This is a genomic window from Arthrobacter sp. (genome assembly GCF_030540645.1).
GTDB lineage: Bacteria > Actinomycetota > Actinomycetes > Actinomycetales > Micrococcaceae > Specibacter.
On record NZ_JAUNVV010000071.1, the window covers coordinates 1 to 19,167 of the forward strand.

16 protein-coding genes are annotated in these 19,167 nt (G+C 61.1%); 11 read left to right on the forward strand and 5 right to left on the reverse strand.

Annotated elements, in window-relative coordinates; all coding sequences use genetic code 11:
* The 7 genes from Q4P21_RS12485 to Q4P21_RS12515 all read left to right on the forward strand — a co-directional run.
* Window positions 1–861 (forward strand): YafY family protein (locus tag Q4P21_RS12485; RefSeq protein WP_303389088.1); only part of this gene is annotated, 861 nt, incomplete at its 5' end.
* Between the two features lie 9 nt (window positions 862–870).
* On the forward strand, window positions 871–1,242 hold the full coding sequence (locus tag Q4P21_RS12490; RefSeq protein ID WP_303389089.1) for a hypothetical protein: 372 nt from the start codon (window positions 871–873) through the stop codon (window positions 1,240–1,242).
* A 21-nt stretch (window positions 1,243–1,263) separates the two neighbouring features.
* Window positions 1,264–1,569, forward strand: coding sequence for a Sec-independent protein translocase subunit TatA (gene tatA, locus Q4P21_RS12495; protein ID WP_303389090.1), 306 nt, complete (start codon window positions 1,264–1,266; stop codon window positions 1,567–1,569).
* A 59-nt stretch (window positions 1,570–1,628) separates the two neighbouring features.
* A complete protein-coding gene (tatC, locus tag Q4P21_RS12500) occupies window positions 1,629–2,423 on the forward strand; it encodes a twin-arginine translocase subunit TatC (RefSeq protein ID WP_303389099.1) in 795 nt (264 codons plus the stop codon).
* Between the two features lie 19 nt (window positions 2,424–2,442).
* On the forward strand, window positions 2,443–5,322 hold the full coding sequence (locus Q4P21_RS12505; protein ID WP_303389091.1) for an RNA helicase: 2,880 nt from the start codon (window positions 2,443–2,445) through the stop codon (window positions 5,320–5,322).
* A gap of 72 nt (window positions 5,323–5,394) precedes the next feature.
* On the forward strand, window positions 5,395–7,095 hold the full coding sequence (locus Q4P21_RS12510) for an amidohydrolase (RefSeq protein ID WP_303389092.1): 1,701 nt from the start codon (window positions 5,395–5,397) through the stop codon (window positions 7,093–7,095).
* Between the two features lie 419 nt (window positions 7,096–7,514).
* Window positions 7,515–8,246 (forward strand): polyprenol monophosphomannose synthase, encoded by a 732-nt coding sequence (locus tag Q4P21_RS12515; protein WP_303389100.1) that lies wholly within the window; start codon window positions 7,515–7,517, stop codon window positions 8,244–8,246.
* Between the two features lie 62 nt (window positions 8,247–8,308).
* Here Q4P21_RS12515 and Q4P21_RS12520 read toward each other — a convergent pair whose 3' ends face one another.
* From Q4P21_RS12520 to Q4P21_RS12530, 3 genes are all read right to left on the reverse strand, one after another.
* On the reverse strand, window positions 8,309–8,650 hold the full coding sequence (locus tag Q4P21_RS12520; protein ID WP_207345380.1) for an RNA polymerase-binding protein RbpA: 342 nt from the start codon (window positions 8,648–8,650) through the stop codon (window positions 8,309–8,311).
* A 235-nt stretch (window positions 8,651–8,885) separates the two neighbouring features.
* Window positions 8,886–9,821 (reverse strand): SPFH domain-containing protein, encoded by a 936-nt coding sequence (locus Q4P21_RS12525; protein ID WP_207345379.1) that lies wholly within the window; start codon window positions 9,819–9,821, stop codon window positions 8,886–8,888.
* An 85-nt stretch (window positions 9,822–9,906) separates the two neighbouring features.
* Window positions 9,907–10,392 carry an NfeD family protein gene (locus Q4P21_RS12530; protein ID WP_303389093.1) on the reverse strand — a complete coding sequence of 162 codons (486 nt, stop codon included), beginning with the start codon at window positions 10,390–10,392 and terminating at the stop codon, window positions 9,907–9,909.
* Between the two features lie 184 nt (window positions 10,393–10,576).
* On the opposite strand from Q4P21_RS12530, the gene Q4P21_RS12535 reads away from it, so the two are divergent.
* Window positions 10,577–11,245, forward strand: coding sequence for a YitT family protein (locus Q4P21_RS12535; RefSeq protein ID WP_303389094.1), 669 nt, complete (start codon window positions 10,577–10,579; stop codon window positions 11,243–11,245).
* Between the two features lie 50 nt (window positions 11,246–11,295).
* Here Q4P21_RS12535 and Q4P21_RS12540 read toward each other — a convergent pair whose 3' ends face one another.
* The gene (locus Q4P21_RS12540; protein ID WP_303389095.1) at window positions 11,296–12,180 is read right to left on the reverse strand and encodes a putative RNA methyltransferase; all 885 of its coding nucleotides are present in this window, start codon (window positions 12,178–12,180) and stop codon (window positions 11,296–11,298) included.
* Between the two features lie 54 nt (window positions 12,181–12,234).
* Window positions 12,235–12,882 carry a peptide deformylase gene (locus tag Q4P21_RS12545; RefSeq protein WP_303389096.1) on the reverse strand — a complete coding sequence of 216 codons (648 nt, stop codon included), beginning with the start codon at window positions 12,880–12,882 and terminating at the stop codon, window positions 12,235–12,237.
* A 119-nt stretch (window positions 12,883–13,001) separates the two neighbouring features.
* Between Q4P21_RS12545 and Q4P21_RS12550 the strand changes: the two genes are divergently transcribed.
* The 3 genes from Q4P21_RS12550 to Q4P21_RS12560 all read left to right on the forward strand — a co-directional run bounded on the left by Q4P21_RS12550 (window position 13,002) and on the right by Q4P21_RS12560 (window position 18,883).
* Window positions 13,002–15,800: an aconitate hydratase gene (locus tag Q4P21_RS12550; protein WP_303389101.1), complete on the forward strand. Its 2,799-nt coding sequence runs from the start codon at window positions 13,002–13,004 to the stop codon at window positions 15,798–15,800.
* A 134-nt stretch (window positions 15,801–15,934) separates the two neighbouring features.
* Window positions 15,935–16,477 (forward strand): GNAT family N-acetyltransferase, encoded by a 543-nt coding sequence (locus Q4P21_RS12555; protein ID WP_303389097.1) that lies wholly within the window; start codon window positions 15,935–15,937, stop codon window positions 16,475–16,477.
* Between the two features lie 15 nt (window positions 16,478–16,492).
* Window positions 16,493–18,883, forward strand: a complete 2,391-nt coding sequence (locus tag Q4P21_RS12560) for an excinuclease ABC subunit UvrA (RefSeq protein ID WP_303389098.1) — start codon at window positions 16,493–16,495, stop codon at window positions 18,881–18,883.
* The last annotated feature ends 284 nt before the right edge of the window (window positions 18,884–19,167 follow it).

Genomic DNA, 19,167 nt, shown 5'->3' on the forward strand with positions numbered 1-19,167 from the left:
ACCCTCAACGTCACAGGGCTCCCTGGCTACTTTCATGGGGACCTGATGGACGTCACCACTGAAGCGGGACGAGTGTTCATCAGGGATGCCGAGACCCTGGCCAGTCCGTTGCGGCTGACCCAGGAAGAAGCGTGTTCAGTGCTGGTGGGGTTGAAGGCACTCACGGCCGTTCCGGGAACACCACAGGCCCAGTCGCTCCACCACGCCATCGACTCCGTCGCCGCAGTGGCCGGGGACGACGCGTGGCTTGCCGACGCCGTCGTCCTTGAATTGGTCACAGGTGCGCAGATGGACACCATCGCGGCCCTCCAACAAGCCATCGTGAACTCCCGTGCGTGCACCATCACGTATCTGGTGCGCAATCGAGACGAACTCAGCGAACGCACCGTGGAACCACGCAGACTCTTTTCCATCGATTCAGACTGGTACGTGCGGGCGTGGTGCCGCAGGGCCAACGGGTTGCGCAGCTTCCGAGTCGAAAACATCAAGGACCTATCCGACGCCGGCATGCAGGTACATGCACCTTCAGGACGAGTGTCGTGGGAACCGGGCGGCGGAATGTATGACCCCGGCAGTGCAGATGTGCAGGTACGCATCAGTGCCGACACCGCCACGGCCCGCAGGTTGGGGCCCGCCTATAATGCTGAACTCTTTGAGCTGGGAAACGGAACGGCAGGGCTGGCGTTCCTTGTCGGGGACACGGCCATGCTCGGCCCGCTCATGGCCCGTCTCGGAGGGTACGCCCAGGTGGTTTCACCTGCTTCCGCCCGGGAAGCTGCAGCCGCATGGCTGTGGGAGGCGGCATGCAGCTATGACGCTGTGGGCGAAACTGTCCGGCCTGTTCCCAGCGTTGACGGCTAGACTCAAAAAATGCCTTGGTGGTCCTGGATTCTCATTTGGGTGGCGCTCGTTGCGCTGTCCCTGCTGTTCATCGCCTTTTTGGCGTTTAAAGTTTGGCGTGACGCTTCGGCCACGGCACGTACGTTCGCCGACGTGTCCGAGGAACGTGGGACGTACTGGGATCAAAGCCTGGAACGGGCCGCAGTTGCGCACGTCCCAGAACCACGTGCAACGGTGCCGGGGAGTGCGGTTTTTGCAACCCCTGAAAAAATGAAGGATGATTACCTAGCTGCAAAAGAAGAACGGCGTTTCGACCGCCTTCAAAAGCGCGTCGCCCGCAGGAAAGAACGCGGACAGCTCCAGTCCTTGCGCGACATCGAAGCACTGCACTACTTAGGATGAAACAAAAGGAAAGGCGTTACCGTGGGAAGACTTTTTGAGAGCCCCTGGGCTATCACCATCATCATCATTGTTGTTCTCTTGCTCTTTGCAGCTCCGAAGCTGCCAGGCATGGCCCGCAGCCTGGGCCAGTCCATGCGGATCATCAAGTCCGAGGTCAAGGAAATGAAGAACGACGGCAAGGAAGAGGCGAAGAGCGAGACTCCGTCACCTGCACCTGCCCCTTCTCCCGCCCCTGAAGCACCCGTTGAAGGCAAGATCGTCAACAACCCGACACAGGGGTACACGCAGGGCGACGGTACCGGAACCGGTACCGGCGCTCAGTCATAGAAACGGAAGCGGAAACGGTGGGTGCCACAAAGGGCCGTAAAGCCAATCCTGAGGGCAGGATGCCGCTCAAAGCGCACCTGATTGAGGCTCGGAACCGTCTCTTCAAGAGCGCCCTGGCCATGATCCCGGGCATTATCATCGGCTGGATCCTTTATGACCCGCTCATGTACGCGCTCACGGCACCGTTGCGTGAAATTAGCGAGATCCGGCACATCAATGCGTCCTTGAACTTTGAGGGCGTGACAACGTCCTTTGACCTGAAGATCCAAATTTCACTCATCCTCGGCCTGATTATTGCCTCGCCGGTGTGGATCTACCAGCTGTGGGCGTTCATTACCCCGGGGCTGACCAAAAAGGAACGCCGCTACACGCTTTCCTACATGTTCGCGTCCGTGCCGCTGTTCCTCGCCGGCATCTTTGTTGGCTGGATCATCTGGCCCAACATCGTCAGGGCTTTGACGTCCTTTACGCCCACTGGCGGCAGCAACATCATGAAGGCCATCGACTACCTGCAATTTGCACTGCAGCTGATGCTGTTCATGGGCGTTGCATTCCTGGTGCCGGTGCTTCTGTTCGCGCTCAATGCCATTGGTTTGGTGCGCGGCCGAACATATTTGAAGGCTTGGCGTTTCACCATCCTTGGTGTGACGATCGTCTCGGCGATGGCGGCGCCTGGCTCAGATGTCATGAGCATGTTCTTCCTCGCCGCACCCCTGCTGGTGCTGTACTTCGGCGCGATTGGGCTGTGCATGATCAACGACAAGCGCAGGGACCGCCGATCAGCGAAGAAGGTCAAGGAGTCCGAGGCCAATGCAGATGTGGCGACACCCTCGAAGGACCTCGAGATACTGTGAGCTGACGTAGTCTTGTTCCATGGCCACCCCTGATATTCCCAGCCCTTCCGAACGCTACCTGGCAGCCAAGGAGCGGGCCCGGGACAGGGGCACCGACCTGGCTGAGTTCACGGCCGGGCTGAGTTTCGAATTAGACGGTTTTCAAAACACCGCGTGCCGTGCCGTCCAGGCAGGCCGCGGTGTTTTGGTTGCTGCTCCGACAGGGGCTGGTAAAACCATTGTGGGGGAATTTGCCGTCCACCTGGCCCTGCAACGCGGGTACAAGGCTTTTTACACCACGCCCATCAAGGCACTGAGCAACCAGAAATACCAGGACCTTGCAGCGAAATACGGCGCCAAGAACGTCGGGCTGTTGACCGGGGACACCAGCATTAATTCCGAGGCCCCCGTGGTGGTCATGACCACCGAAGTGCTGCGGAACATGCTCTATGCCGACTCCAACACCCTTGCCGGACTGGCCTTTGTGGTCATGGATGAAGTGCACTACCTGGCAGACCGGTTCCGCGGTGCCGTATGGGAGGAAGTCATCATCCACCTGCCCAGCGAAGTGAGCGTCATTTCACTGAGCGCCACCGTCTCCAACGCCGAAGAGTTTGGTGCTTGGCTGGGCACCGTCCGCGGTGACACGGCCGTGGTGGTCTCAGAACACCGCCCCGTTCCGCTGTGGCAGCACATCATGGTCCGCAGGGACCTCGTCGATTTGTTTGCCGAGGAGGTGGCTTTTGATGAAGTTGCCCGTTCCAGCGGTGGAGCCGCGGCCAAGACGCCAGCGATCAACCCGGAACTGTTGAAATTGGCACGCACGGAGACCGTCTCCACGGGGCGCGGGTCCAACTATGGGCGCCGCGGCGGGGGCACACGCGGCCGGCGTTACCAAGACTTCAGCGGCCAGGCAGGGACCAACCAGTCACACGGTGGTCATACACACGAGCTCCGGTCCTCCGCCCGGGCGGCCTCTCGGCCGCAGGTCATCCGCGCGCTGGAAAGTCAAGATCTGCTTCCGGCCATCACGTTCATCTTTTCCCGCGCAGCCTGCGACGCAGCAGTGCAGCAGTGCGCAGCGGCAGGGTTGTGGCTCACCACGGAGACCGAACGTGAAGAGATCGCCCATCGCGTGGATAATGCCTGCGCCGAACTGCCGGACTCTGACAAGGACGTCTTAGGGTTTTGGGGATGGCGGGACGGGCTGCTTCGGGGACTGGCAGCGCACCATGCGGGCATGCTGCCCAGCTTCAAGGAAGTAGTGGAGGACCTGTTTGTCAATGGCCTGGTCCGTGCCGTCTTCGCCACCGAAACCCTCGCACTGGGTATCAATATGCCAGCCCGCACCGTAGTACTGGAAAAGCTGGAAAAATTCAACGGTGAAGCCGTCGTGGGCATTACTGCGGGGGAGTACACCCAGTTGACGGGCCGTGCGGGCCGGCGAGGCATCGATGTGGAGGGTCATGCTGTGGTGTTGTGGCAGCCCGGCACAGACCCTGCTGCCGTGGGCGGCCTCGCTTCCAAACGCACCTACCCGCTGAACTCCAGCTTCCGCCCCACCTACAACATGAGCATCAACCTCATCGCCCAGTTCGGCCGAGGACGCACTCGTGAAATCCTGGAGTCGTCCTTTGCCCAGTTCCAGGCAGACCGTTCAGTGGTTGATCTGGCACGCCAAGTGCGGTCACGGGAAGAATCCCTGGCTGGCTATGAAAAGTCCATGACGTGCCACCTGGGTGACTTCAATGAGTACGCCAAGCTTCGCCGGGAACTCTCCGACCATGAATCAGGTGCCTCCAAAACCAAGGCGAAGCAGCGCCGCGAGGCCGTGCTGGAATCCGTGGCCGCCCTGCGGTCCGGGGACGTGATCATGGTGACGGGCGGACGAAACCCGGGGTACGCCGTCGTGGTTGAGGCAGACCCCAGCACGCGGCAGCCACGCCCGGGTGTGGTGGGCATGGACCGTGTGTACCGTCGGCTGGGCGTGCAGGAGCTCAGCGGCCCCGTTGCGGCCGTGGCGCGGGTGCGCGTGCCGAAGGGCTTCAATGCAAAGGTGCCCAAGGACAAGCGGCACCTGCTGGCAGCCGTGCAGGAGAAGATCGAGAACACCGCTGAGCAGCGTCCGCACCGCTCGTCCGCGTTTACCTACCAAGACGGCGCCGTGGAGGATGAGGCCCTGGCCGCGCTGCGCAGGAAGTTGCGGGCACATCCGTGCCACGGCTGCAGCGAGCGGGAAGACCACGCCCGCTGGTCGGAACGCTGGTGGAAGCTGCGCCGTGAAACCGACGGCATAGTCAGGGCCATTCAAGCCCGAACCAACACGATCGCACGCACCTTTGACCGAGTCATCGATTTGCTGGCCAGCTACGGATTCGTGGTGGCGGACGACGCCGGGGAACTCCGTCCCAGCGACGACGGACAGCGCCTGCGCCGCGTGTACGGTGAAAAGGACCTGTTGGTGGCTTTGGCCTTACGCGAAGGCTCCTTCGCGGACTTGAACGCGGCAGAACTGGCCTCCTTCACCACCGCCCTGGTGTACCAGTCCAAGCGCGACGCCGAGGGGGCCCGCCCGCGGATGCCCAGTGTGGGGCTGGAACAGGCCGTGGAGGACGTAGTGGTGCTGTGGTCCAAACTGCAGGAAGCCGAGGAGTCGCACAGGCTGCCGCTGACCAGTGAACCAGAATTGGGCTTGATGTGGCCCATGTACAAATGGGCGAAGGGGCGCAGCCTCCAAGAGGCGCTTCACGGCACGGACCTTGCCGCGGGGGACTTTGTGCGCTGGTCAAAACAGGTCATTGACTTGCTGGGCCAGCTGGCCCAGGTGCCGTCACTGCCACCGGGCTTCGCCAAGACCTGCCATTCCGCCATGGACCTTGTACGCCGGGGCGTGGTGGCCTATTCGGCCATTGTGAACTAGTTTCCCTTCGCCCCTGTGGCCATGGGTTTTTATCATCTTTGTGTTTAGTTTTGTTGAAAGGACAGCTTTTCCATGTCATTGACTTTGTACCGCAACGGTTCCATCTACAGCGCTGCCGACCCGTTTGCCACGGCCATGCTGGTGGACGGGGATGTGGTGGCTTGGGTGGGCTCCGAGCACGCCGCCAGCTCGCTTTTGGATGCCCGCATGAGCGTGGTGGATCTGGGCGGGGCGCTGGTGACTCCGGGCTTTGTCGACTCCCACGTTCACGTGACCGAAACCGGCCTGGCGCTGTCTTCGCTTGATCTGACAGGGGTGCATAGCGCACAGGAGTTGTTGGACAGCGTGGCGGCAGCTGCCAGAAATGGTGCCCGCGCCGGGGTCCTGCTTGGGCAAGGCTGGGACAACTCGCAGTGGGCTGATCCGCAGCTCCCGACTGCCGCCGAGCTGGAGCGGGCATCCGGTGGGCGGGAGGTGTACTTGGCCCGGGTCGACGTCCACTCGGGGCTGGTGTCTGCGTCGCTGGCCGGGCGCTGCGGTCTTGCCGATCTTCCAGGATGGGATGGCGACGGGCTTGTCAGCGGCCTGGCGCACGCAACTGCCAGGGATGCAGCCCGAGAACTGACGCACGAACAGCTCATCGTGGTGCAGCAACGGGCCCTGCGCCACGCTGGTGCCAACGGCTATGTGGCGCTTGCGGAAATGGGAGCACCCCATGTCGGATCCCCCACAGACTTGGCTGCACTCATGGCGCTAACGGGCGGCGCGGGAACGGGCGGTGCGCTAACGGGTGGTGCCGGTGGCACGCTAGAAGCCCTGCCAGAAGTTCTGCCGTATTGGGGCCAGCTGGTTGCCAGCGCTGAAGAGGCCCGTGAGGTGCTTAACGGCCTGGGGGTGCCGGTGCTGGGGCTGGCAGGGGACATCAACATTGATGGGTCTCTGGGATCCCGCTCGGCACTGCTGCGCCAACCCTATGCCGACGCCTTAGCCTCCGGCGGAACACCACAGTTTGGAGTGGCCCAGCTGAGCGTCGAACAAGTGGCCCGGCACTTTGCCGCCACCTCGGAGCTGGGGCTAAGCGGGGGATTCCACGTTATTGGTGATGGCGCCATGGACATTGCTGTGGCAGGGCTTGAACAGGCAGCCCGGCAAGTGGGCATCGAAGCCGTAAGAGCTGCAGGACACCGCTTGGAGCACGCAGAAATGGTGGACGAATCAGCCATGGCGGCTTTGGCCAAGCACGCTGTCACGGTCTCCGTTCAACCTGCCTTTGATGCGATGTGGGGCGGCCCCACCGGGATGTATGCACAGCGACTTGGTTCCACACGTGCCATGGAGCTGAACCCATTGGCGCGCTTTTTCACTGCGGGCGTGCCAGTATGTTTCGGTTCTGATGCTCCCGTCACGCCGTTGAACCCGTGGGCCGGCGTGCGGGCGGCACTAAACCACCACAATCAGGGCGCACGAATCTCCGCGCGTGCTGCATTCATCGGCCATACCAGGGCAGGGTGGCGCGCAGCCAAGTCTGAAAATCCCCTGGCCGGTCAGCTGGTGCCTGGCGCCCCGGCCAGTTTCGCCGTGTGGGAGGTTGAAGAGCTCATGGTTCAGGTTGCCGATGAAAGAGTACAGTCATGGTCAACCGACCCTCGGGCACGTACACCACTGCTCCCTGCACTTGACACGCAAAACGATCCGCGTTGTCTGCAAACCGTGCATAAGGGCAGGGTACTCTACACCAGCGAGGACTTTGTCAAAGTGGAGGCTCAAGCGTAATTCAATGCCCGCCCGGCACCCAAATTACTAACGCATACGGCTGATCAATATGGCTCTGACCTGCGATGATGTCCATCAGTGCAGGTCAGAGTCATGTTGACAGCCAGGGCCCGGGGCCATTAGTTTTGGGGGAGCGGTGAACCTCCAATGTGAGGTTACCGGTCGGCTAGGACTACCGTTCCGTCGGCGCTTGGCGGATGAGCCCACGCACCAGTAGAAAACAGGCATGTACTGTGTTTTGTGCACAGTCGTATTTGGTCCGAAGGTGCGTGGGCGCATCTTTTGCTGCGCCTTCTTCGCCTATAATGGTGATTTGGCGTTAGCTGCGCTGCTGCCTTGAGTGGAAAATTGCTTCCCAATCCGGCCCAGGCAACGCAGGTCCACTGACTTTTACCTTCACCACGGAAAGGCACCAATTGCTGCGTGTCCTGACGATTATTCCCACATACAACGAAATTGAGTCACTTCCCAAAACACTCACCCGCCTGCGGGCTGCAGTGCCCCACTCGGATGTGCTTGTTGCCGATGACAACAGCCCCGACGGCACCGGGGTGTGGGCGGATGAATTCGCGGCCACCGACACCCAGGTTCACGTTCTGCACCGTGCCGGCAAGGAAGGCCTTGGTGCAGCCTATCTGGCGGGGTTCGCTTGGGGACTTGATGCTGGATATGACGTCATTGTGGAGATGGATGCCGACGGCTCCCACCAGCCCGAGCAATTGCCTTTGCTTTTGGATGCCATCGACCAGGGTGCTGACCTGGTGCTGGGTTCACGCTGGGTCCCTGGCGGAAAAGTGGTCAACTGGCCGCTACACCGCAAAGTGATTTCCACCTGTGGGAGCCTGTACTCACGTGTATTGCTGGGCATCCCCATTCGTGACGTCACGGGCGGATACAGGGCGTTCCGCCGCAGCACCCTGGAAGCGCTGGACTTGGACGCCGTCGAATCGGTGGGTTACGGATTCCAGGTCGACATGCTCTGGCGGGTGTGCCAGAAAGGCCTGAAGGTGGTGGAAGTCCCCATCACTTTTGTAGAGCGCGAGTTTGGTGCGTCCAAGATGAGCGGCAACATTGTTCAGGAAGCCATGCTGAACGTCACCAAGTGGGGTTTGTCCGCACGATGGAACAAACTGACAGGCCGCACCAAGTAGCAGGATTTTTTGCACAAAAAAGGTGGGCTGCCCGATTCAACGGGCAGCCCACCTTTTTTGTTCTAGACCTTTTCGCCGCGCTTTTGCCGCAGGAAGGTCAGCCGGTCTGCCAGAATGGTTTCCAGTTCCGGCAGGCTGCGGCGTTCCAGCAGCATGTCCCAGTGGGTGCGCACGGGCTTGTCATTGGACGTATCCGGTGCCTCACCGTTGACAAGCAAGGCTTCCTTGCCGGTCTTGGACATCCACGTTGCCGGGACGTCTGCCTCTGCGGAGAACATGACAAATACCGCTTCACCGTCGGCGCAGCGGTATTCCACACGCTGGCGGGGAGCCGGCTCCACGCCTGATTCCGTCTCCATGCTTTGTGCGCCCAAGCGCATGCCACGCAGGCTGCGATCGCTCATGACTACTCCCTCAAGTTGTTCCCTGCCCCAAGCCAATCATGGAACAGTATTTCGATTCCTCGTCAGCCGGCGCCAAGTGCCGGTGAGCCAAGGTTTTCACGTCTATGGATTCAACGCATATCAACGCGCAGTTGTTCCTGCACCGTTGGACTGCCTTGAAGCGGCCGGGCAAAACGCCGCGCGGCCAAGCACCCATTATACGTGCTTGGCCGCGTGCATGATGCTGTGGTGTGGCTTACAGGCCGGAGTCCAGTTCGGCGTCGACGGCGTCGTCCGTTTCTGCGGAGGTATTGCCCAGCACGTTGCCGATACCCTTGAGGGCATCGCCGACTTCGCTGGGGATGATCCACAGCTTGTTGGAGGTTCCCGAGGCGATCTTGGGTAGCGTCTGAAGGTACTGGTAGGCCAGCAGCTTCTGCGTGGGGTTTCCCTTGTGGATGGCGCTGAACACCTTCTGAATGGCCTGGGATTCACCGTCTGCACGCAGGATTGCGGCCTTGGCATCACCTTCAGCCTTCAGGATGGAGGACTGGCGCTCACCTTCAGCAGTCAAAATAGCCGACTGCTTCGTTCCTTCAGCGGTCAGAATCGCAGCACGACGGTCACGCTCGGCACGCATCTGCTTTTCCATGGAGTCCTGGATTGACAGTGGCGGGTCGATAGCCTTCAGCTCGACACGGCTGACGCGAATGCCCCAGCGGCCCGTGGCTTCATCCAGGACGCCGCGCAGCTGGCCGTTGATTTGATCACGTGAGGTCAGTGCCTCTTCAAGGTTCAATCCGCCCACCACGTTACGAAGAGTGGTGGTGGTCAGTTGTTCAACTGCTTGGATATAGTTCGCGATCTCATACGTTGCCGCACGCGGATCCGTCACTTGAAAGTAGACCACGGTGTCGATGGAGACCACCAGGTTGTCTTCCGTGATCACAGGCTGGGGTGGGAACGATACAACCTGCTCGCGCAAGTCAAGCAGCGGCAGCAGACGGTCCACGAAAGGAATGAGGACGGTGAGGCCAGGGTTGAGCGTCCGCTGGTATTTACCCAAACGCTCCACGACGCCGGCACGGGCCTGCGGAATAATGCGAACCGCACGTACAAGAACGATTACTACGAATATCAGTAGGACTAAAACTACAAACAGCCACACAAGTGTGCCAGCTCCGTCTCCCATGAAATCCCCTCTTTTCTATGTCAAGAATTGATGCAGCACAGTCACAACGGCGCACTATAAACGTGCAGCGGCCGTGCCGTGGTGCCTAGGCTGTTGTTGTTGCCGTTCCGGCTGACTTATGCGCTGAAGGCATGCTGATGATGGCGGTGGCTCCGTCGATGGCGTCCACTTCCACAGTTGCCCCGACAGGAATCTCCGCTCCGCCGGTGATCCGTGCAGTCCAAATATCCCCGCCAATCTTCACCAATCCGCCGCCGAGTCCGACAGTCTCCAGCACAACTGCCCTGTGGCCAATCAGCCGGTCCACGTTGGAGAGTTGGTCAGCTGGTCCACGGTGCAGGTGGGATAGCGCAAGTGGTCTGATCAAGACCGTGGTGGCAAGGGCCACAACACAGAAGATGACAATCTGCAGCCACAGATCCGCGTGGAACAAGAATGCCACCAAGGCAGCCAAGGCTCCCACGGACATCAAAATGAAGTAAAGATTCAACGTCAACATTTCAGCAACGGCCAACAGCAGGAACACTGTGAGCCAGAGTATCCAGCCAAAGTCGTTAATCCATTCAAGCATTGAGTCCCCCTTAGAGACTTATTTGGCGTATATACGAGCCTACTACGCGGGGCTGGGAAAGTCTGGATAGAAGGCGGTCTCTCATAGGATTCCCAGCCGGTATACACCCGTGCGTCATTGCGCAGTCCAGCCCTTTGGTTGCAATAGCCCATCACCACAGGCGTGGCCCTACTAAACTGGGTCCATGCTCTTGTTCCTTGGCTCCAGCCGACTCAGCATTCGTGTTGTCCGGCTCATGGCGGGCCTGGCCATGTACGGTTTGGCGATCTCCATGATGATCCGCGGCAATATTGGCGCGTCGCCGTGGGATGTCTTTGCCCAGGGCCTGTCTCGAACCTCCGGCTTCTCCTTCGGGTTGTGCACCATTGCCATCAGCGGCGCGGTTCTACTGCTGTGGATACCACTGAAACAGTGGCCCGGTTTTGGTACCATTGCCAACGCAGTGCTGGTGGGTATTTTTGCCGACCTTGGCTTGGCTTTCATTCCGCAGGCCAGCCAGCTGGTCTTGCAAGTGCTGCTGTTCTTGGGCGGATTATTCCTGCTCGCGTTTGCCACTGCCCTCTATATTGGTGCCGGGCTGGGTCCGGGCCCGCGCGACGGGCTCATGACGGGCTTGGTTCGCGTCAGCGGCTGGCCGGTATGGCTCATCCGCACCGGCATTGAGCTTTCCGTCGTGGTGGCTGGCTTTTTTCTCGGCGGTGTGGTTGGCGCGGGGACGGCTGCCTTCGCCTTGGGGGTGGGGCCGCTGACGCAGGTGACGCTTCGCTGGCTGCATGTTGACCTGTACTCCAAGACTCCACGGGCAACCATGGTGGAGTTGCCGCTTGAGCCTGATCCCTCAGGCCGCCCTTGAGGTAGCCGTCTAACTTGGTTAGGGGCAAACCTGGTTAGCCGGCAAGTTGGTCAATCAGCAATCTGGCCGACCGGCAGTGGACGGAAGACGGAAACGCGAAACGCTGCCGTCGCAGCTGTGCGCTCCGGCAGCCGGGCCAGGCGCTCTCGCAGCACCAAGGGGTCCAGGTGGTGTCCGGCTGGACCCATGAGCGCCACGTTTTCAACGTCGGCTGGGCTCAGCTGCAGTTCGGTCTCTATCTCCTGGGTTTGCACTGGCAAGAAGTGGCCCTCCATCGCCGCCACCAACGCAGATTCCTTATCGTCCTGAATACCCAGCATGCCCACCTCAGCGGCAATTTCCGCCAAGTGTTCTGGCAGTGGGGTCACCACAATCAAAGCGCCGCCGGGCTTCAGTATGCGGGCAAATTCGCTGGCATTGCGTGGGGCAAATATAACAAGCACGACGTCGGCAGTGCCGGTTCCCAACGGCAGCTCGCGCCACAGGTCCCACACAATGTTCAGGGCCTCAGGGTTTCGTCGCGCTGCCCTGCGCAAAGCAAACTTTGAGATGTCAAGGCCCACGGCCGCCGGCCTGCGAGCGCTGGGGGAGAACGCCGAGAGTACCTGGTGCAGGTAGTGGCCGGTGCCGGTTCCGGCGTCGACGATGAGCTGCGAATCAGCCCCGGTAAGCAGTTGCCCGACGTGCTTGGCCAGCGCGTCACTCAGGAGCTGGTAGTGCCCGGCGTCCAGAAAGGCATCACGGGCGGCCACCATGGCTGCCGTGTCGGGGACGAACTTGGTGCCAGGGCCAGTGAGCAGGTTCAAATATCCTTGACGGGCAATGTCGAAGCTGTGGCCTGCCGCGCAGGCCAGTGACTGGTCCATGACTTGCTGGGCGGAAAAGCGTTGTCCGCAATGAGGACAACGCAGGGCCTTGACAGCAGAGAATTCCATCTCATGATCTTATGCTCCCTGGAACTGCGTGATGATCTGGAACTGCGTGCTGCGCTAGAACTTCAACGCAGCACGTGCCTCGGCGATATCGGGATAGGCCCAATGGGCGCTGTACTCGGCGGTGGCTGCCAGCGAGCGCGTGTACGCCTTGTCGATGTACAGCGTCCCTGCCAAATGGTCGGTCTCGTGTTGGACAATGCGCGCCTGCCACCCCGTGAACCGGCGGGTGCGCGCGGTGCCCAGTTCGTCGTCGTACGCCAAATCCACTGTGGTGGGACGGTCAACCACGCCCTGCCAGCCTGACATCGACAGGCAGCCTTCGTAGTGGCTGGCTACATCGGTGCCGACGGGTGTGTAACGCGGGTTCAAGATGGTGAACAGTTCCAACGGCACGCGGTCGCGGGCGGCGGCATTCTCGGCGTCAACCTCATATTGGTCCTCCAACACGGCCAGTTGCAGGGGAATGCCGATTTGTGGCGCTGCCAGGCCGACGCCGGGGGCTGCCCGCATGGTTTCAGTCATGATCTCGATCAGCCGGACCAGCTCGGCAGCACTGAGCTGGCCCGTATAGGGCAGTGCCTGGGCGCGCAGCACGGGGTGCCCGGCTTGGACTATCGGAGGTAATTGCTCCGAGGCAAGGACTGCGGTAAGCGCCTGCTCGAGATAGCCGGCGTCGGGTTTCATGCCGTGGACGTTCGTCATGCGGGGCCCTCCTGGGGATTTGGTTCGCTTCCATTGTGCCAATCCTTTCCTCACCTCTGTTGCCTTCCCTGCCCTGCGGGCTATGGTGGGCTAGAAGGGGCACGCCGAGAAAAGGGATGATCATGGCAACAAATAGTTTCGACGCACGCAGTTCACTGACCGTTGATGGCCAAGACTATGAAATCTACCGATTGGACAAGATTGCCGGGTCGGCGCGGCTGCCCTACAGCTTGAAGGTACTGCTGGAAAACTTGCTCCGCAATGAGGACGGGCACCTTGTCACGGCTGAACAGGTCAGTGCAGTGGCGGAGTGGGAATCTGCGGCGGAAGCCAGTCGCGAGATCCAATACACCCCGGCCCGCGTGCTGATGCAGGACTTCACCGGTGTTCCCTGCGTTGTGGACTTGGTGGCCATGCGCGACGCCATGGCCGACCTTGGCGGTGACCCCACCAAAATCAACCCGCTGATTCCCGGCGAGCTGGTCATTGACCACTCCGTCATTGCCGACGTCTTCAACGTTCCCAGCGCGTTCTCCATCAACTCCGAATTTGAGTTCAAGCGCAACCAGGAACGCTACCAACTGCTGCGCTGGGCGCAGCAGTCCTTCGACGACTTCCTGGTGGTCCCGCCGGATACAGGGATCTGCCACCAGGTCAACTTGGAATACCTGTCCCGGGTGGTGTTCACCCGCGAACTCGACGGCGTGAAGCAGGCCTACCCGGACACTCTCGTCGGCACTGACTCGCACACCCCCATGGTCAACGGCCTTGGTGTGCTGGGCTGGGGAGTGGGAGGCATCGAGGCAGAGGCCGCCATGCTGGGCCAACCCATGAGCATGCTGGTTCCGCAAGTGGTGGGCTTCAAGCTCATTGGTGAACTGCCCGAAGGCACCACGGCCACCGACCTGGTGCTGACGGTTGCCGAGCTGTTGCGCAAGAAGCGCGTGGTGGGGAAGTTTGTTGAGTTCTTCGGTCCCGGCGTGGCGAATGTACCGCTGGCCAACCGGGCAACTTTGGGCAACATGAGCCCGGAATACGGCTCAACTTGTGCCATCTTCCCGATCGACGACGAAACCCTCAGCTACATGCGCCTCACGGGACGCAGCGAACACCAGATCAGCCTCGTGGAAGCCTATGCCAAGGAACAGGGCATGTGGCACGACCCGGACCATACGCCGGAGTTCAGCCAGGTTGTTGAACTGGATTTGGCAACGGTGGAAAGTTCCATTGCCGGTCCCAAGCGCCCGCAGGACAGGATCCCGCTGAGCAGCGCCAAGCGTGCAATCCGCGGCCTGTTGGCGGGGGAGTCCCAGGAAATGGCCGTGCGTGCCGGGGGGCTGGACGATGCAGGGGACGAATCGTTCCCCGCTAGCGACCCCGTCGCCATCAGTTCCAGGATCGAGCGGGACGACCCGCCGCGTGTTTTCGAGGACGACGGCGTAGACCTCGATTGGCCCAGCGACCCGACGGACATGGTCATTGATGGGCAGAAACTGACCCTTGACCACGGTGATGTGGTCATCGCGGCCATCACCTCCTGCACCAACACCTCCAATCCGTCCGTCATGATCGGCGCCGGGCTGCTGGCTAAGAAGGCTGTGGAGCTCGGGCTCTCCAGCAAACCGTGGGTGAAGACCACCTTGGCGCCGGGCTCCCGCGTGGTGACCGACTACTTCGACAGGGCAGGGCTGACCCCCTATCTGGAGAAGCTCGGCTTCGCACTGGTGGGCTACGGCTGCACCACCTGCATTGGCAACTCCGGCCCGCTCATCCCGGAAGTCAGCCAGGCAGTGAACGCCAACGACCTGTCAGTTGCGGCTGTCCTTTCCGGCAACCGCAACTTTGAAGGGCGCATCCACCCCGAGGTGAAGATGAACTTCCTCGCCTCCCCGCCGCTCGTCATTGCCTACGCCCTGGCAGGGAGCATGCATGTGGACCTGCTGAAGGAGCCCCTCGGGGAGGGCGCCGGCGGCAAGCCCGTCTACCTGAAGGACATCTGGCCCACGACGGCGGAAATCAAGGAAGTGGTTGACGCCAGCCTCGAGGCACAAATGTTCAAGGACGGCTACGCGGATGTCTACCACGGAGATGAGAACTGGCGCGGCATGAGCGTCCCCGAGGGGGACATGTTCGCCTGGTCCGACGATTCCACGTACGTGCGCAAGCCACCATACTTTGACGGGATGCAGCGTGAGCCGGCTCCTGTGGAAGACATTGTGGGCGCGCGGGTATTGGCCCTGCTGGGGGACTCTGTCACCACAGACCACATCTCCCCGGCAGGAAGCATTAAGAAGTCCTCTCCGGCCGGGCAGTACCTGCTGGAGCACGGCGTGGAGCAGGCGAACTTCAACTCCTACGGTTCCCGCCGCGGCAACCACAACGTCATGATCCGTGGCACGTTCGCCAACATCCGCCTACGCAACCTGCTGGTTCCCGGCGTGGAGGGTGGCTTCACGAAGCGCTCTGCCGACGAGGATGTGGAAACCATTTTCGACGCCTCGACTGCGTACCTGGCCGAGGGTACCCCGCTGGTGGTCATTGCCGGCAGCGACTACGGTTCCGGATCCTCCCGCGACTGGGCGGCCAAGGGCACCGTCCTGCTGGGCGTGAAGGCCGTAATCGCCACGTCCTTTGAGCGCATCCACCGGTCAAACCTGATCGGCATGGGCGTGCTGCCTCTGCAGTTCAAGGACGGCGAAACTGCCGAATCCCTGGGCCTGACGGGCATGGAGACGTATTCGATCACGGGGATTGCCGGCGTCAGTCCGCTGCCTCGGGAAGTCACCGTGCGTGTTGAAGACGGTGGGAACACGCGGGAGATTCTTACCACTCTTCGCATCGACACCCCGGCGGAGGAGTCCTACTACGTGCACGGCGGCATCCTCCAGTACGTGCTGCGCCAGCTGCTGGACGCCTAGGTATTACGGTTGCGGCCCTGGGGGCGTCCTGCGGGGCGGAACCAGGGCCGTTGGCGTGCGCAAATATTACGTTGGCAGCTGCCCTGGTGGGGCTGCACCGGGCTCAGAACGCACCAACCATGCATAATGAACGAATGACTCAAGCCATTAACACTGAACGACTTGCCCTGCGTCCGTGGGAAGACTCCGACGTTGACTTTGTCTTTGACCTGTATTCGCGCTGGGTGGTGCAGCGCTTCATTGGCAATGAACCGGCCGTCATGAACAGTCGCAGGGAAGCGTTGGACAAGGTGGCACGATTCCAAAGCATCGACCACCCGGTTCACGGGATCTGGGCAGTGACGCGCAAGGAAGACAGCACTCCCGTGGGCACTTTGCTGCTCAAACCGATTCCCGCCTCGGGTGAGGAACCGCTGGAAGCCTCGTCCGACGTCGAAATTGGCTGGCACTTCCACCCTGACCACTGGGGCAACGGGTACGCCACCGAGGCGGCTGCGGCCGTGCTTGAGCATGCCTTTGCCGCAGGGCTGGAGCAGGTGGTGGCCGTGACGAACCCCGCCAACGAGGCCTCGCAAAGTGTGTGCCGACGCATAGGCATGGAACATCAGGGACAAACAGAGGATTATTACAACGCCACCTGTGAATTCTTTACGGTGGCAAAGCCCGCAATTTCCTAAAGACAAGGGACACTGATGAGCACTGCTGGAAAGGCTGCACCGGAACGCGCCGGGGGGCATGCCGCCGACGGCCACGACCTCATTCGAGTCCAGGGTGCCAGGGTGAACAACCTCAAGGACATCAGCGTTGAGATTCCCAAGCGGCGTCTGACAGTGTTCACGGGGGTGTCAGGTTCGGGTAAGAGCTCGCTGGTGTTCGGCACTATCGCCGCAGAGTCCCAACGCATGATCAATGAAACCTACAGCGCATTCGTGCAGGGCTTCATGCCCACCCTGGCCCGTCCCGACGTGGACGTTTTGGAGGGGCTGACGACGGCTATTCTGGTGGACCAGGAGCGGCTGGGCGCCAACCCGCGCTCCACGGTGGGGACCGTCACTGACGCCAACGCCATGTTGCGCATCGTTTTCAGCCGCCTGGGGATGCCGCATATCGGTTCCCCGCAGGCGTTCTCCTTCAACGTGGCCTCCATCAGCGGTGCAGGGGCGGTCACCATGGAACGCCGGGGAGAGAAGATCAAGGAACGGCGCAGCTTTTCCATCACCGGCGGCATGTGCCCGCGCTGCGAAGGCATGGGCAAGGTCAGTGATTTCAACCTTGATGCGATCTTCGACGCCAGCAAGTCACTGGCCGAAGGCGCCTTGGTCGTCCCCGGCTACAGCATGGACGGCTGGTATGGACGCATCTTTGCCGGCAGCGGCTTCTTCGACATGGACAAGAAACTGGGCAAGTTCACGAAGAAAGAACTGGCTGACCTGCTGCACAAGGAGCCGGTCAAGATCAAGGTTGACGGCATCAACTTGACGTATGAGGGCGTCATTGTGAAGATGCAAAAGTCCATGTTGGCCAAGGACGTGGACTCCCTACAGCCGCACATTCGTGCGTTTGTGGAGCGCGCCGTCGTGTTCGCCACCTGCCCCGACTGTGGCGGGACACGGCTGAATGAGGGCGCTCGCTCGTCCAAGGTGGCAGGAATCAGCATCGCCGATGCCTGCGCCATGCAGATCAGCGACCTTGCCGTGTGGGTCCGCGGCCTTTCGGATACTTCGGTGGCACCGCTGCTGGGGGCGTTGGGGGACACCCTTGACTCTTTCGTGGACATCGGACTGGGCTACCTTTCCCTGGAGCGCCCCTCCGGAACGCTCTCAGGAGGTGAAGCGCAACGGACGAAGATGATCCGCCACCTAGGCTCCTCCCTGACGGATGTCACCTATGTCTTTGACGAACCGACCATTGGACTCCACCCTCATGACATTGCACGCATGAACACGCTGCTGCTCCAATTGCGCGACAAAGGCAACACCGTCTTGGTGGTCGAACACAAACCGGAGACCATCGAAATTGCGGACCACGTCATTGATCTAGGGCCGCATGCCGGCTCTGCCGGCGGGGAAGTGGTGTTCGAGGGCACCGTTGGCGGGCTGCGGAAGAGCAGCACCGTGACGGGCAGGCACCTTGATGACCGGGTCTGCCTCAAAGCCACGCTACGCCCTGCGGCAGGCTCCATGGACGTACGCGGCGCCAACACGAACAACCTCAAGGACGTGGACGTCGACATCCCGCTCGGTGTGCTCACAGTGGTCACTGGAGTTGCAGGCTCGGGAAAGAGCTCGCTCATCCGTGAATCTGTTTCCGGGCGCGACGGCGTGGTCACGGTAGACCAAGGCGCCATCCGTGGTTCGCGGCGCAGCAACCCGGCAACGTACACGGGCCTGCTGGAACCCATCCGCAAGGCCTTCGCCAAGGCTAACGGCGTCAAGCCCGCACTGTTCAGCTCGAATTCAGAAGGCGCCTGCCCGTCCTGCAATGGCGCCGGCGTGATCTACACGGACCTGGGCATCATGGCCAGTGTGTCCACGGTGTGCGAGGAATGCGAAGGCCGGCGATTCCAGGCCACAGTGCTCGAATACCACTTGGGCGGACGCAACATCAGCGAAGTCCTGGCCATGTCTGTCGACCAAGCAGAGGCATTCTTTGCCGACGGGGATGCCAAGCTGCCTGCTGCACACACCATCCTGCGGCGAATGGCCGACGTCGGACTTGGCTACCTGACGCTGGGCCAGCCGCTGACAACGCTCTCCGGCGGTGAGCGCCAGCGCATCAAACTGGCCACACACCTGGGGGAGAAGGGTGGGGTTTATGTGCTGGACGAGCCGACCAGCGGGCTGCACCTGGCTGACGTCGAAAAACTTCTGGCGCTGATGGACAGACTGGTGGATTCAGGGAAGTCGGTCATCGTGATCGAACACCACCAGGCCGTCATGGCCCACGCAGACTGGATTATCGACCTTGGCCCCGGTGCCGGGCACGACGGAGGCGCGATCGTTTTCGAGGGCACGCCTGCAGAAATCGTGGCCGACAAATCAACCTTGACAGGCCAACATCTTGCGGCCTACGTTGGGGCATGACGAAACGATCGAACATTAATTCGAGTGACGCCCCGATACTGCGGGGGAGTCGTTGGTGATGTACGCAGACAAAGGGACGTTCGCTGATGAACAGGAAAATGCGTTCGTTAGCCACCCGCCGGAACCCTGCGCGTGGATTTGAAGCAGGCAAGCCATGACGCCCACCTGGACCAGTTTGAACAGTGGATCAACGCGTTGAAAGCGTTCTCGATGCCGCGGTGACATGCGGTGTTCGGCACTTCCAAACGACTGTCGATAGAACGCCGATAATCTACATTATGTAA